Below are 14,650 nucleotides of genomic sequence, written 5' to 3'. Positions count from 1 at the left end.
CCGCGCCAGGGTCACTAATCCCGAGCGGCTATAGGTGCGACGGTTCAAAATCCTTCAGGTTCCCTGCTTGACGGCACTGAGGCGCGAGATGCACCATCGTCGGTATCACCAGACGGACATAGACGCCGACTGGCTCCGGACGACCGATCCCCACGACGACGTGAAGGACGACGAACCATGACGACCAGACGCCTGGTGTTGCAGCTGGGGGCCCTCGGCGCGGCTCTGGCCGCCGCCGGATGCGCCGACGCCGTCGGGAAGGCGGTGGCCGACGACGGTCAGCTGCGGCTCTCGATGGCCCAGCCGCCCCGCAGCTTCGACCCCGCCCAGGCCCAGCTCGGGCACTTCCTGCCCTTCTTCCAGGCCGTGTACGACCCGGTCCTGCGGATCGACGCCGACGGGACCGTCGGGCCGAACCTGGCCACCGCCTGGGAGTACGACGAGGCCAGGACGCGGCTGACGCTGACCCTGCGCACCGACGTGGTGTTCACCGACGGGGCCACCTTCGACTCGCAGGTGCTCAAGCAGAACGTCGAGGCGTTCCTGGCCGGCAACGGTCCCTACGCCTCGGTCATGCGCGCGGTGACCGGGGTGGAGACCCCGGCCCCCGACACCGCCGTCATCGTGCTGTCGGCCCCCGACCCGGGGTTCCTGGAGACGCTGGGATCGGCCGGGGGTTTCATCGCCAGTCCGCAGGTGCTGGGCTCGCCGACCCTCGCGATGACCCCCGTCGGCTCCGGGCCGTACGTCCTGGACGCGGCGCGCTCGACCACCGGGGTCCGGTACACCTTCACCCGCAACCCGGACTGGTGGGGCGGGCAGATGCCCTACGACGGCATCGTCATGGACATCATGACCGACAACCGCGCCCGGCTGAACGCCCTCAAGGCCGGCCAGCTCGCCGGGGGGTTCATCAGCAACGCCTCCGATGCCGTCGAGGGCGAGAGCGCCGGCCTGGTCCTGGAGCAGTCGCAGGTCAACTTCGAGGGCCTCATCATGTTCGACCGGCTGGGCACCCTGAACCCCGCGCTGGCCGACGTCCGGGTCCGCCGGGCCCTGTCGGTCGCGGTGAACCGGAAGGGGATCCTGGAGGGGGTCCTGCTGGGCCGGGGCGAGGTGACGGGTCAGATCTTCCGCCCCGGCGACGACGGCTACCTGCCCGAGTACGACGACGCGTTCCCCTACGACCCCGACGAGGCCCGTGGCCTGCTCGCCGACGCGGGGTACACCGACCTGGAGGTGGACTTCCCGGTCTCCAGCGGGTACGACCCCGCCATCATCGACTCGGTCATCGCGAACTGGAGCAGCGTCGGGGTCCGGGCCCGGCGCCAGGAGTGGGCTTCGCAGGAACTCATCCCCAACCTGCAGAAGGCCGAGGCGTCGGTCGCCTACTTCTCCCTCGCCATGCAGGGCACCTGGCGGCAGATGGCCAACTTCATCGCCGAGAAGGCCTCCTGGAACCCGTTCAAGGTGGGCGACCCCGTGGTGGCCGACCGCATCGACCGCTACCAGCGGGGCGACGTCGGGGCGGCGGAGGAGCTGAACACCTTCCTGGTGGAGAACGTCTGGTTCGCCCCGTTCTACCGGCCGAACACCTTCTACCTGCACGCGCGCAGCGTCGACGTCTCCCCGCAGTCGCGGCAGGCGGTCCCGGCCGTCTACAACTTCGCGCCCGCCGACTGACCCGCACCCACCCACGACGACCCCTCGACGATGATGGGAAGCCCATGATCCCCTACGTGCTGCGCCGCCTGGTCTCGGCCGTGGTGCTCCTGTTCGCCATCACCTTCTTCGCCTTCGTGCTGCTCACCCTCGCCGCCGGCGGCGACACCGCCCGCAACGTCCTCGGGGACGCGGCGACCCCCGAGCAGATCACCCAGCTCAACGCCGACCTCGGCCTGGACCAGCCCGTCCTGGTGCAGTACTGGAACTGGCTCCTGGGGGCCCTGCAGGGCGACCTGGGCCGGTCCTGGTTCACCTCCCAGGGCGTCACCGAGGCCGTGGCCGACGCCCTGCCGGTGTCCCTGAGCGTGCTGCTGCCCGTCATCGTCGTCAGCGGCGTGGTGGCGTTCACCATCGGCCTGCTGTGCGCGGTGCGCCGCGGCTGGCTCGACCGCACGTTCCAGGTCCTGTCGACCCTGGCCGACGCCGTCCCGAACTTCCTGGTCGGGGTGTTCCTGGCGACCCTGCTCGGGGTGCAGCTCGCGCTGTTCCCCGCCGTGGGCTACGTCTCCCCGGAACGGTCGCTGTACGCCTGGGCGGCCACCCTCGTGCTGCCCGTCACGGCCCTGAGCATCGGTGCCGTCGCCGGTGTCGCCCAGCAGGTCCGCAGCGCCGCCATCGGCGTCCTGCGCCAGGACTACGTGCGCACCCTGCGCAGCCGCGGCCTGTCCCAGCGCCGCATCGTCCTGACCAGCGTGCTGCGCAACTCCTCCACCACGGGGTTCACGATGCTCGGCCTGCAGTTCGTGGGTCTGCTCGGCGGGTCCGTGGTCGTCGAGCAGGTCTTCGCGCTGCCGGGGCTGGGGACGCTGGCCGTCACCAACACCTCCCGGGGCGACCTCCCGCTGGTCATGGGGGTCATCGTCGCCGCCGTCACGATCGTCGTGCTCGTCAACCTGGTCGTCGACCTGGTCGTCGCATGGCTCAACCCGAAGGCGAGGCTCGCATGAGCACCCCGCAGAACCCCGTCCTGGTGCCCGGGTCCTCGGCCACGCCGACCGCCCCGGACCCCGGCCGCCTGCGCCGGCCCAGCTCCGGTGCGCTGCGCCGGTTCACGGCCAACCCGCTGGGCGTCGTCGCCGCCGTCGTCCTGGCCGTGGTCGCCGTCGTCGTCGCGCTGGCCCCGGTGCTGCCGCTGGCCGACCCCGACGCCATCGACCTGTTCGGCACGTTGCAGTCCCCCGGCGCGGAGCACCTGCTGGGCACCGACTCCAGCGGCCGCGACGTCCTGAGCCGCCTCGTCTGGGGCGGGCAGGTCAACCTCCTCGGTGCGCTCCTGGCCACGGCCGTCTCGGCCGTTCTGGGGGTCTCCAGCGGACTGCTGGCCGGATACCACGCCGGCCGGTTCGACACCGGGGCCAGCTGGGTGACCAGCATGCTCCAGGCGCTGCCCGCCATCGTCGTCCTGCTCGCCGTGCGGGCCGTCGCCGGGCCCTCGACGTGGATCGCCATGACCGTGTTCGGGGTCATGCTCACCCCCGGCTTCTTCCGGATCGTCCGCGGGGCCGTGCAGGCGGTGCGCGGGGAGCTGTACGTCGACGCCGCCCGCGTCTCGGGCCTGTCCGACGCCCGCATCGTCGGCCGGCACGTCCTGACCGTGGTCCGGGCCCCGATCATCATCCAGTGCGCCCGCGTCGCCGGCATCGCCATCGCCGTGCAGGCCGGTCTGCAGTTCCTCGGGGTGGGCGACAAGTCCGTCCCGTCCTGGGGCGCGATGATCAGCGAGGGTTTCCGCAAGCTGTCGATCGCCCCGCTGCTGGTGCTGTGGCCGGCGCTGCTCGTCGGCCTCGTCTGCGCCTCCCTCATGCTGCTGTCCAACGCCCTGCGCGACGCGCTGGAGGACCGCGGCACCGCGACCGGGCCCTCCCGGCGCCGGGCGCGCGCCGCGGCCGCGGCGGCGGGCCCGGCCACGGTCGTGCTGCCGGAGCAGGCGGAGGAGGGTTCCGCGCTGGACACCGCGACCGGGGACCTGCTGACGGTGCGCGGCCTGCAGGTCGCCTACGCCCAGGGCGACGGCGGCGACAAGACCGTCGTGCACGGGGTGGACCTGCACGTCGACTCCGGTGAGGTCCTCGGCCTGGTCGGGGAATCGGGGTCGGGCAAGACGCAGACCGCCTTCGCCGTCCTGGGCCTGCTGCCCGAGGGGGGCCGGGTCAGCGCCGGCAGCATCGACTTCCGGGGGACCGACCTCACCGGGTTGACCCCCGGCCAGCACGGGGCGCTGCGCGGCACCGACCTGGCGTACATCCCGCAGGAACCCCTCAGCAACCTGGACCCGGCCTTCAAGATCGGCTACCAGCTGACGACGCCCATGCGGCTGCACCTGGGGATCAGCCGGCGCGAGGCCAAGGAGCGCGCGCTGGCCCTGCTGGCCCGGGTGGGCATCCCCGACCCGGCCCGGACGTTCGACTCCTACGCCCACGAGATCTCCGGCGGCATGGCCCAGCGCGTCCTCATCGCCGGGGCGATCTCGTGCAAGCCCAAGCTGCTCATCGCCGACGAGCCCACCACGGCGCTCGACGTGACGGTGCAGGCCGAGGTGCTGGACCTGCTGCGCGACCTGCAGGCCGAGTTCGGGATGGGCATCGTCCTGGTCACCCACAACTTCGGGGTGGTCGCCGACATCTGCGACCGCGTCGCGGTCATGCAGCACGGGCGCATCGTGGAGACCGGCGCGGTGGAGGACCTGTTCGCCCGGCCGCGGCACCCCTACACCCGGACCCTGCTCGACTCCATGGTCGAGGACGGCCCGGCCCGTCCCTACCCGTTCGACGACGACGTGCTGCGGGTGCCCGCGGCCGATGGTGCGGAGGCCCGCTGATGGACGTGGTGCGCAACGAACCGCTGCTGGAGGTCGAGCGGCTGTGCGTCGACTTCCCCGGACGGGGGTTCCGGGCCAAGCCCAACCGGGTGCTCCGGGACGTCTCGTTCGTCATCCGCCCCGGGGAGACCCTGGGGCTGGTGGGGGAGTCCGGCTCGGGCAAGACGACGATCGGGCGGGCCGTCCTGGGGCTGGTGCCGGTCAGCGCCGGCACCGTCCGCTTCGACGGCAGGGACATCACCCGCGCCGGCCGCGCCGAGCGGCGCCGGCTGTCGCAGGACGTGCAGGTCGTCTTCCAGGACCCCTACACCTCGCTGAACCCCTCGATGACCATCGAGTCGATCCTCACCGAACCCCTGACCGCGGCCGGGACGGACGCGCAGGAGGCGCGCCGCCGGGTCGGGGCCCTGCTGGACCGGGTCCACCTGCCCGCCGACGCGGCCCACCGCCTGCCCCGGGAGTTCTCCGGCGGTCAGCGCCAGCGCATCGCCATCGCCCGCGCCATCGCGCTCGGGCCGCGGCTCATCGTGTGCGACGAACCCGTCTCCGCGCTCGACCTCACGACCCAGGCCCGGGTGCTGGAGCTGTTCACCGAGATCCAGGAGAACACCGGTGTCGCGTACCTGTTCGTCTCCCACGACCTCGGGGTGGTGCGGCACGTGAGCCACAACGTCATGGTCCTGTACCGGGGGGACGTCGTGGAGCACGGCCGGGCCGAGCAGGTCACGGCCGACCCGCGCCACCCGTACACCCGCAAGCTGCTCATGTCGGCCCCCGTCCCCGACCCCGCCGCGCAACGGCTGCGGCGCGAGGAACGCCGCGCCCTGGCCCAGTCCGCCTGACCGACCCACCCGCCGGGAGAAGCACCGTGAAGATCATCTACGTCGACGTCGACAGCCTGCGCCCGGACCACACCGGGTGCTACGGCTACCAGCGGCCGACCACGCCGAACCTGGACCGCCTGGCCGAGCGCTCGGTGCGGTTCGACAACTACTTCTGCTCCGACTCCCCGTGCCTGCCCTCGCGCACCGCCCTGTACTCCGGCCAGTTCGGCATCACCAACGGCGTCGTCGGGCACGCCGGGGACTCCGCCCGGTTCCGCCTGGACCACGGGCACCGCCCCGAGGCCGGCCGGCCCAGCCTGCCGCAGGCCCTCGTCGCCCGGGGTTACCGGACGGCCAGCCTGTCCTCCTTCGCCGAACGGCACCGCGCGTACCACTTCAACGCCGGTTTCCTGGAGACCCTCCAGACGACCCCGGACATCGGCGACGAACCGGCCGACGCGGTCACCGACACCGCGATCGAGTGGATCGCCCGCCACCGCGACACCGAGGACTGGTACCTGCACGTCACCTACTGGGACCCGCACACCGACTACCTGCACCCGGCGGAGTGGACCGAGAAGGCCGCCGCCAGCGGACCGGCCCCGGCCTGGCCGGACGAGGCGACGATCGCCGAGCACGCGCAGGTCTACGGTCCCCGCTCGGCGCTGGACCTGCACTACGCCGGAGCCCCCCGGTCCTCGCGGGTGCCGCACAACATGCCCGACCAGGTGGCGAACCGCGCCGACTTCGAGCACCTCATCAACGGCTACGACGGCGCCGTCATGTACTGGGACCACCACTTCGGCCGGCTGCTCGCGGCCCTGGAGGAGATGGGGATCTCCGAGGAGGTCGCCATCGTCGTCTCCGCCGACCACGGCGAGTCCTTCGGGGAGCAGGGTTCCTACGCCGAGCACGGCCTGGCCAGCGAGGCCGTCAACCACATCCCCATGGTCGTGTTCTGGCCCGGGGTGACCGAGGACGCCGCGGTGCGCCACCACGCGGACCTGCTCTACAACATCGACTTCGCCCCGACGGTCCTGGACCTGCTCGGCGTCGAGGAGGTCCCGGCCAAGTGGCAGGGGGAGTCCTTCGCGCCGCTGCTGCGCGGGCAGGAGCAGGAGGGCCGCGACTACCTCGTGCTGGGCCAGGGGGCGCACACCTTCCAGCGCTCGGTGCGGACGGCGACCCACATGTACACCCGCACCTACCACCCGGGGTCGTTCATGGCCGAGTGGGAGTCCGTGTGGGACCTGCGCGACGACCCGCACTGCACGCAGAACCTGGCCGAGAAGGACCCGGACCTGCTGGCGCAGATGCGCTCCCGGCTGCTGGAGTGGTGGCACCGCTACGCCGGGACCCCGGGCGCGCTGCCGGACCCGATGCAGATCTCCCTGCAGCAGGGACCGACCCTGTACAGCAACCCGGTGGAGTTCGAGGCCTACCTGCGGCGCACCGGGCGCACCGAGGCCGCCGACGACCTCGCCGAACGCCTGCGGGTGGACAACGGCGCCGTCCCCGTTTCCTGGCACGCCCAGGCCCCGCTGAACGCGCTGCGCGTGCCCGACCAGGCGCCGGCGAAGGGGTGACCCGGTGAGTCCCAACGTCCTGCTCATCACCTGCGACGACCTCGCGGCCGACTCCACCGGGTCCCTGGGCGGGGTCGCGGGACTCACCCCCCACCTGGACGACCTCGCCGCCCGCGGCGTCGTCTTCGAGGAGGCCCACGTCGCGGTCGCGGTGTGCCAGCCGAGCCGGTCGGCCATGCTGACCGGCCTGCTCCCGCACCGCAACGGGTCGCGGGGTTTCGAGCCCATCGCCGACGGGGTGCCGGTCCTGACCGACGCCCTGCGGCCGCTGGGGTTCTCCTGCGGGATCCTCGGCAAGGTCGAGCACGTCCAGCCCGAGACCCGCTTCGGCTGGGACTACGTGCGCGGTCGCCGCGACCTCGCCGACGGCCGGGACGCGGCGGCGTACGCGGCGGCCGCGGGGGAGTTCTGGGCGCGCAGCGCCGGTCGGCCGTGGTTCCTGCTGGCCAACGCCCACGACCCGCACCGCCCCTTCGCCGGCAGCGACGAGGAGCGGGAGTTCTACCCCGAGGCGGTCCGGGAGGAGTTCCCCGCCCCCTCGCGCACGTTCACCCCCGCCGAGGTGGACGTCCCCGGCCACCTGCCGGACCTGCCCGAGGTGCGCCGGGAGATCGCCGAGTACCACTCCTCCGTGCGGCGGCTGGACGACGTGGTGGGGGCCCTGCTGGCCGAGCTGGGGGCGAGCGGGCAGGCGCAGGACACGATCGTCGTGTTCACCTCCGACCACGGCATGCCCCTGCCGTTCGCCAAGGCGAACTGCTACCACCAGTCCACCCGGACGCCGCTGGTCGTCCTGGACCCCACCCGGCCCCGGGCCCAGCCCCGGGTCGGGGGAGGTTTCGTCAGCACGCTGGACCTGGTGCCCACCCTGTGCGCGGCCGTGGGGGCCGACGCGCCGGAGGGGCTGGACGGCGTCGACCTGCTGCCGCTGGTCACCGGCGGGGACCGCTCCGCCCTGCGCCCGCAGATCACGACCTCGTTCCACGCCACCTCCGCCGGCACCCGCTACGAGATGCGCGCCCTGCACACGGCCACGCACAGCTACGTGTGGAACCCCTGGACGAGCCAGGACCTGGACTACCGCGCCGAGAGCATGTGGGGGCGGACGTGGACGGCGATGCAGGAGGCCGCCGCGACCGACCCGGCGGTGGCCGAACGGGTCCGCACCTACCTGCGGCGCAGTCCCGAGGAGCTGTTCGACCGGCGCACCGACCCCGACAGCGTGCACGACCTGGTGGACGTCCCCGCCGCGCGGCAGGAGCTGGAGGGGATGCGCGAGCGGTTGCTGGACCTCCTGCGGGAGCAGGGGGACCCGCTGGCGGAGGCGTTCGCCCGGCACCTGGCCGAGGTCCGGGACCGGGCGGGGGTGCAGAGTTGACGCTCGAGGCGTCGCGCGACGCCCTGGACCGCCCCGGAGGACGACGCACCGTGAACACCCTCGACTGGTACCTGCTGAGCATGCTCGCCCGCCGGCCCTCCTCCGGCTACGACCTGCGCGGCGCCGTGGTCCACGGCGGGCAGTTCGTCGGGATCCGGGCCTCGATGACCTCGATCTACCGGTCGCTGACCAAGCTGGAGGAGGCCGGGTACCTGGAGTGGGAGACCAGCGAGCGGGACAACGCCCCCGACGCCAAGGTGTACCGGCTGACCGTGGCCGGCCGCGAGGAGCTCCTGCGCTGGGCCCGGGCCCCGCACGAGCCCTCGCCGCGGCCGATGGACCCCGACTTCGTCGTCAAGTTCGCCCACGCCGGGCAGTTCGGCCGCGACATCGCCCTGGACGTGGCGCGCCGGGAACTGCAGTACCGGCGGCAGCAGAAGCAGGTCGAGGGGGAGACCGGCGCCTCGGCCGGTGAGCTGGACCCCATCCCGGAGCTGGACCCGGCCTGGGTGCGCAGGATCCAGTTCCTGTCCCACGCCCGCGGGTACGCCTCCACGGCGGCCTACATCGCCTGGCTGGAACTGACGGTCGCCGAGCTGGAGGCCGAACTGGAGACCGGGACCGGGACCGGGATCGAGACCGGGGACCCGGCCCGGAACGTCCACGGCGACGTCCACGGCGACGTCCCCGCACCCCGCACCACCACCTGAGGAGGACCCCGTGAGCGCCAGCCGGTTGCCCGGCCCGACCCGGGCCGGCGACGCCCCGCCCGGGCCCAACGTCGTGCTCGTCATGACCGACCAGCAGCGGTTCGACACCATCGCTGCGCTCGGCCACGACCACGTCGACACCCCGCACCTGGACCGGCTGGTGCGCGAGGGCACGGCGTTCACGAACTGCTACGTCACCTCGCCCTCGTGCGCGCCCAGCCGGGCCAGCCTGTTCTCCGGCCTGTTCCCGCACACCACCGGGGTGCTGCGCAACGACGAACCCTGGCACCACTCGTGGGTGGAGCGCTTCGCCGACGCCGGGTACCACTGCGTCAACGTCGGCAAGATGCACACCTACCCCTACGAGGCGTCGGTGGGTTTCCACGAACGGCACGTCGTGGAGAACAAGGACCGCGACACCCCGCGGCTGCCGTTCTACCTCGACACCTGGGACAAGGCGCTGTGGGCGCGCGGGGTGCGCAAACCCAGCCGCGTCACCTACGCCGAGCGCGAGGACTACGCCGACCGGCTCGGCGCGTTCGAGTGGGAACCGCCGGCGGACCTGCACGCCGACACCTTCGTCGGCGACCTGGCCGCGATGTGGCTGCAGCGGTGGCGGGGCACCGGCCCGTTCTTCCTGCAGGTGGGGTTCCCCGGCCCGCACCCGCCGTACGACCCCACCCCGCAGGCCCTGGACGCCTACCGCGACCGGGACGTCCCGATGCCCTCGCGGACCGCGCACGACGTGGCGACCCTGCCCAGCGCGCTGCGCGACCTGCGCCGCCAGCACCTCGACGTCGACCACGACGCCGTCGTGCACCTGCCCGACCCCACCGACGAGCAGGCCCGCCGGCAGCGGCGGCACTACCTGGCCAACGTCACGATGATCGACGAGCAGGTCGGGGCCCTGCGGGCGGCGCTGGAGGCGCGCGGCGTGCTGGAGGACACGGTGATCGTGTTCACCTCCGACCACGGCGACGCCCTGGGCGACCACGGGCTGAGCCAGAAGTGGTCGATGTACGAGGGCAGCGTCCACGTGCCGTGCCTCGTGTGGGGCCCCGGTCGCGTCGCCCCGGGCCAGGTGCTCGACGGGCTCACCTCCCACTTCGACCTCGCCCCGACGCTGCTGGAACTGGCCGGTCTGCCGGTCCCCGGCTGGATGGAGGCGCGCTCGCTCGTCCCGGCCCTGCGCGGGGAACCGTACGCCGGGCGCGAGCACGTCTTCTCCGAGCACGCGCGCGACCGGATCCTGTCCGGGACGGCGCTGATGACCATGGTCCGCCGGGACCGGTTCAAGCTGGTGGAGTACCTCGACCCCGACGAGGGTCAACTGTTCGACCTCGAGGCCGACCCGGGGGAGCTGCAGAACCTCTGGGACGACCCCGGACACCGGCAGCGGCGCACGGACCTGCTGGGCGCCATCGCGCGCTGGCGGGCCGACAGCGCCATGACGACGGCGGCGTGGACGGCCGACGTCCGCTGAGGCGCCCCCGCGGGCCGGGCGGGATCAGCCCCGGCCGAGCCGGGCCAGCACCCGGGGGAAGACCCGGGCCCCGTTCCCGCGCACGCTCGGGGGCACCGACCCCGGGACCGCACCGGTCCCGAAGAGGTCCTCGATGGTGCGTTCGAGGACCCCGGCACTGGCGCACGGCGCGCCGAAGTCGGAGCCGTAGACGATGTGGTCGGTGTCGGTGACCCCCGTGAGGGGCCCCATCGCCTGGGCGGTCCCGGAGATGGCCGTGTCGTAGTAGAAGGCCCGCAGCCCCCGGCGCACGGACTCCTCGTCCACGCCGTCGTGGGGCACCCAGTCCGCCTCGCACAGCGTCAGCAGCCGCCCGGCGAGCATCGGCAGCGCCCCGCCCGCGTGGGCCAGGACCACCCGCGTGTTCGGCAGCTGCGCGGGCAGGCCGTGCCACAGGAGGTCGACCGCCCCGACTACGGGACCCTCTTCTCCGACAGCGGCCACCCCAGCGGCGCGCGCCTGCCCCTCGGCGGGTTCCTGCAGCCCCGGGTGGAGGCCGAGGTCGCGTTCGTCCTGGACCGGGACGTCACCACGGCGGTGGACGCCGGGTCGGTGGCGGCGCACGTGCGGGCGGTGCTGCCCGCGCTGGAGATCGTCGACAGCCGCATCGAGGACTGGGACATCACCTTCGTGGACACCGTCGCCGACAACGCCTCCTTCGGGGCCGCGGTCCTCGGACCGGCCAGGCCCCTGGACGACCTGGACCTGACTGCGGTGCGGATGACCATGACCCGCGACGGTGCGGAGGTCTCCACGGGCCGGGGCAGCGACTGCCTCGGCAGCCCTCTGGCCGCGCTGGCGTGGCTGGCCGGCACCGCGATCGACCTGGGCGACCCGCTGCGGGCCGGCGAGGTCGTCCTGTCCGGCGCGCTCGGCCCGGTCGTCGCGGCCCGTGCGGGGGACGTGTTCCGCGCCGTCGTCACCGGCGTCGGCGACGTCGAGGTCACGTTCGCCGGCGGGGGAGCGGCGTGAGCGGCCCGGCCGGGGAGGACCCCCGCCGCACCCGGGTCGCGATCATCGGGTCCGGCAACATCGGGACCGACCTGCTGTTCAAGGTGCTGCGCCTGTCGACGTCCCTGGAGACGGCCCTCCTCGTGGGGGTCGACCCCGACTCCGACGGGCTGGCCCGGGCCCGGCGGCTGGGCATCGCGACCACCTCCGACGGCGTCGCCGGGCTCATCGCGCACGAGTGCTTCGACGACGTCCGGATCGTGTTCGACGCCACCTCGGCCTCGGCCCACCGCGACAACGCCCGGGCGCTGGAGCCGTACGGCAAGCAGCTCGTGGACCTGACGCCCGCCGCCCTCGGCCCGTACGTCGTGCCCGTGGTCAACCTCGACGCGCCGGACGTGAACATGGTCACCTGCGGCGGGCAGGCGACCATCCCGGTCGTGGCGGCCGTCGCGGCCCTCACCAGGGTCCGCTACGCCGAGATCGTCGCCTCCATCGCCTCCCGGTCCGCCGGGCCCGGCACCCGGGCGAACATCGACGAGTTCACCGAGACCACCGCCCGCGCGATCGAGCAGGTGGGTGGGGCCGAACGGGGCAAGGCGATCATCGTGCTCAACCCCGCCGAACCGCCCCTGGTCATGCGGGACACCGTGCTGTGCCTGATCCCCACCCCGGACGAGGCCGGCCGGGCCTCCGTCGCGACCGCCGTCCGGGGACGTGGTGCGCGAGGTCGCCGAGTACGTGCCCGGCTACCGCCTGAAGCAGCCCGTCCAGTTCGACGACCTCGACCCCGGCGAGGACGTCGGGACGCTCGTCCCCGACGCCGGGGACCAGCGGCTGACCTGCGTCCGGGTCTACCTGGAGGTGGAGGGGGCCGGGCAGTACCTGCCCGCCTACGCCGGCAACCTCGACATCATGACCTCGGCCGCGCTGCGGGTCGCCGAGCGGTTCGCCGCGCGCACCGTGGGGGTGGCCGGGTGAGCGCGGACTACTTCCTGCAGGACGTGACCCTGCGGGACGGGATGCACGCCCTGCGGCACCGCATCGACCCGCAGCGGTTGCGCCGCGTCGCCGCCGCCCTCGACGCCGCCGGGGTCGACGGCATCGAGGTGGCCCACGGGGACGGCCTGGCCGGGGCCAGCCTCACCTACGGGGCCGGCAGCGCCGGGGCCTGGAGTGGATCCAGGCCGCCGCCGAGGTGGTGCAGCGGGCCCGGCTGACGACGCTGGTGCTGCCCGGCATCGGCACCGTGCGCGACCTGCGCGACGCCTTCTCGGCCGGGGCCAGGGCGGTGCGGGTCGCCACGCACTGCACGGAGGCCGACGTGGCGGCCCAGCACATCGCCGCGGCGCGCGAGCTGGGCATGGACGACGTGCGCCGCCGGGTCCGGGCCTACCGCGACGAGCTGGACCCGGGCACGCAGATCGGGATCCACGCCCACCAGAACCTCCCGCTGGCCGTGGCGAACTCCCTCGTGGCCGTCGAGGCCGGGGCGATCCGGGTGGACGCCTCGCTCGCGGGCCTGGGGGCGGGGGCGGGGAACACCCCCGTCGAACCGTTCGTCGCCGCCGCCTCGCTCGCGGGCCTGGAGCACCCGGCCGACCTCTTCGCCCTCCAGGACGCGGCCGACGACCTCGTCCGGCCGTTGCCCGACCGGCCCGTGCAGGTGGACCGGGAGACGCTCACGCTCGGTTTCGCCGGGGTGTGCTCCAGCTTCCTGCGCCACGCCGAGCGTGCGGCGGCCGGGTTCGGCCTCGACGCCCGCGACGTGCTGGTGGAGGTGGGCCGGCGCGGTCTGGTGGGCGGGCAGGAGGACCTGCTGGTCGACATCGCCCTCGACCTGGCCCAGGGACGGGCCGGCTGAGACCGTCCGGCGACGTGCGCGGGCCCCGGCGGGAACGTTCCCGCCGGGGCCCGCGGCCCGGGTCCCGCCTCGTCGCGGCGGCTGCGCGAGGAGGGGTGGACCTCAGTCGAAGCTGCGCGCGATCGCCCGCAGCAGTTCCAGCGACTGCGCCTCGTGGTGGGCGCTCTCGTCGTCCGCCGTGCCGAACTTGCGGTTCGCGGACAGCTTCACCACGGTGACCGCGTTCGCCGGGTCGACGTAGACGTACTGGTTGTAGACGCCCGCGGCCATCCACTCCTCGCGCTCGCCCGCCGGCAGCCACCACTGGTAGCCGTACCCCTCGGGCGTGGTCCCGCCCCCCACGACGACCCTGCCCGCCTCCAGGTGCGGCAGCGACGAGGTGGTGGCGGCGCGGACCCACTCCGCCGGGACGACCTGCACCCCGTCGACGGCCCCGTCGTTGCGGTACAGCTCACCGAGGCGGGCGTAGTCGCGGGCGACGAGGTTCAGGCCGGCGAAACCCATCTCGATGCCGCTCGGGTCGACGACCCACGCCCCCTCGTGCTGGAACCCCAGGGGTTCGCAGAGCTTCTCCTGCAGGTAGTCGGCGAGGTGCCGGCCGGTGGCGTGCCGCAGCAGGGAGGCGAGGGCCTGCGTGTCGCAAGAGTTGTAGCGGCACAGGGTGTCGGGTTCCCGCTCCCGTCCCAGCGTGGCGACGACCGTGTCCAGGTTCCCCTCCTGCCCGGACGTGGCCCGGGCCAGGCGCAGCGCGTCGGCCTCGGGGTCGCTGTAGTCCTCGTTCCACACCGCACCCGAGGACATCTGCAGGACGCTGCGGATCGGCACACCGTCGTAGGCGGAGCCGGGGTCGACGGGGACGTAGTCGCTGATCGGGTCCTCGACGTCGCGGATTGCGCCCTCGGCGACGGCGATGCCGACGAGGGTGCCCACGAAGCTCTTCGCCACCGACATCGACAACCACGGGACGTCCGGCCCGCCGGTGCGGAAGTACCGCTCGTGGACGACGCGGCCCTCGTGCAGGACGAGGACGGCGGACGTCTCGGTCTCGTCGAGGAACTCCTGCACGTCGTGCTCGTCCCCGGCGAAGGAGAAGGTGCCGGGCAGGTCCACCCGTTCCCCCTCCGGCCAGGGGCGGGGGTGGGAGGAGGGTGCCACGGCCCGGGTGGTGACGAGCTCGGCCATCCGGCCGAAGTGGTCGATCTGCGGGGCGCCGCTGAACAGGGCGAGGTCGGCGAGGACACCGGGGTGCTGCGGGGACACAGGACTTCCGAT

General features: G+C 73.5%; 11 protein-coding genes and 2 pseudogenes. 11 read left to right on the top strand and 2 right to left on the bottom strand.

Features of this window, described 5'->3' with window-relative positions:
- Positions 1 to 177 precede the first annotated feature (177 nt).
- The 8 genes from AB2L27_RS06385 (at position 178) to AB2L27_RS06350 (ending at position 10,524) form a co-directional block, all read left to right on the top strand.
- Entirely contained in the window at positions 178 to 1,683 is a 1,506-nt protein-coding gene (locus tag AB2L27_RS06385; protein ID WP_370440640.1) for an ABC transporter substrate-binding protein, read from the top strand.
- A 44-nt stretch (positions 1,684 to 1,727) separates the two neighbouring features.
- Positions 1,728 to 2,672 carry an ABC transporter permease gene (locus AB2L27_RS06380; RefSeq protein ID WP_370440639.1) on the top strand — a complete coding sequence of 315 codons (945 nt, stop codon included), beginning with the start codon at positions 1,728 to 1,730 and terminating at the stop codon, positions 2,670 to 2,672.
- Positions 2,669 to 4,543 (top strand): dipeptide/oligopeptide/nickel ABC transporter permease/ATP-binding protein, encoded by a 1,875-nt coding sequence (locus AB2L27_RS06375; protein WP_370440638.1) that lies wholly within the window; start codon positions 2,669 to 2,671, stop codon positions 4,541 to 4,543. Before AB2L27_RS06380 ends, AB2L27_RS06375 begins: the two co-directional genes overlap by 4 nt.
- Positions 4,543 to 5,385, top strand: a complete 843-nt coding sequence (locus tag AB2L27_RS06370; protein ID WP_370440637.1) for an ATP-binding cassette domain-containing protein — start codon at positions 4,543 to 4,545, stop codon at positions 5,383 to 5,385. The genes AB2L27_RS06375 and AB2L27_RS06370 overlap by 1 nt, the downstream gene beginning before the upstream one ends.
- Before the next feature lie 26 nt (positions 5,386 to 5,411).
- Complete coding sequence (locus tag AB2L27_RS06365) at positions 5,412 to 6,953, top strand: sulfatase family protein (protein WP_370440636.1); 1,542 nt, start codon at positions 5,412 to 5,414, stop codon at positions 6,951 to 6,953.
- Positions 6,954 to 6,957: 4 nt separating this feature from the next.
- Positions 6,958 to 8,331, top strand: a complete 1,374-nt coding sequence (locus tag AB2L27_RS06360; protein ID WP_370440635.1) for a sulfatase family protein — start codon at positions 6,958 to 6,960, stop codon at positions 8,329 to 8,331.
- A gap of 50 nt (positions 8,332 to 8,381) precedes the next feature.
- Positions 8,382 to 9,041 (top strand): PadR family transcriptional regulator, encoded by a 660-nt coding sequence (locus tag AB2L27_RS06355; RefSeq protein ID WP_370440634.1) that lies wholly within the window; start codon positions 8,382 to 8,384, stop codon positions 9,039 to 9,041.
- Between the two features lie 82 nt (positions 9,042 to 9,123).
- A complete protein-coding gene (locus AB2L27_RS06350; RefSeq protein ID WP_370440794.1) occupies positions 9,124 to 10,524 on the top strand; it encodes a sulfatase family protein in 1,401 nt (466 codons plus the stop codon).
- Positions 10,525 to 10,548: 24 nt separating this feature from the next.
- On the opposite strand, the gene AB2L27_RS06345 is transcribed toward AB2L27_RS06350, so the two are convergent.
- The gene (locus tag AB2L27_RS06345; RefSeq protein WP_370440633.1) at positions 10,549 to 10,920 is read right to left on the bottom strand and encodes a hypothetical protein; all 372 of its coding nucleotides are present in this window, start codon (positions 10,918 to 10,920) and stop codon (positions 10,549 to 10,551) included.
- A gap of 30 nt (positions 10,921 to 10,950) precedes the next feature.
- Here AB2L27_RS06345 and AB2L27_RS06340 point away from each other — a divergent pair, with 30 nt between their 5' ends.
- From AB2L27_RS06340 to AB2L27_RS06330, 3 genes and pseudogenes are all read left to right on the top strand, one after another.
- Positions 10,951 to 11,535: a 2-keto-4-pentenoate hydratase gene (locus tag AB2L27_RS06340; protein ID WP_370440632.1), complete on the top strand. Its 585-nt coding sequence runs from the start codon at positions 10,951 to 10,953 to the stop codon at positions 11,533 to 11,535.
- Positions 11,532 to 12,495, top strand: a pseudogene (locus AB2L27_RS06335) (acetaldehyde dehydrogenase (acetylating)). The gene AB2L27_RS06340 and the pseudogene AB2L27_RS06335 overlap by 4 nt, the downstream one beginning before the upstream one ends.
- Positions 12,492 to 13,378: pseudogene (locus AB2L27_RS06330) on the top strand (4-hydroxy-2-oxovalerate aldolase). The pseudogenes AB2L27_RS06335 and AB2L27_RS06330 overlap by 4 nt, the downstream one beginning before the upstream one ends.
- Before the next feature lie 102 nt (positions 13,379 to 13,480).
- Here AB2L27_RS06330 and AB2L27_RS06325 read toward each other — a convergent pair.
- On the bottom strand, positions 13,481 to 14,638 hold the full coding sequence (locus AB2L27_RS06325) for a serine hydrolase domain-containing protein (protein ID WP_370440631.1): 1,158 nt from the start codon (positions 14,636 to 14,638) through the stop codon (positions 13,481 to 13,483).
- Positions 14,639 to 14,650: the final 12 nt, after the last annotated feature.

Origin of the sequence: Kineococcus halophytocola, assembly GCF_041276425.1 — a bacterium.
GTDB lineage: Bacteria > Actinomycetota > Actinomycetes > Actinomycetales > Kineococcaceae > Kineococcus > Kineococcus halophytocola.
The sequence above is the reverse complement of the archived record's forward strand: the minus strand, read 5'-3'. Positions and strand labels throughout refer to the sequence as shown.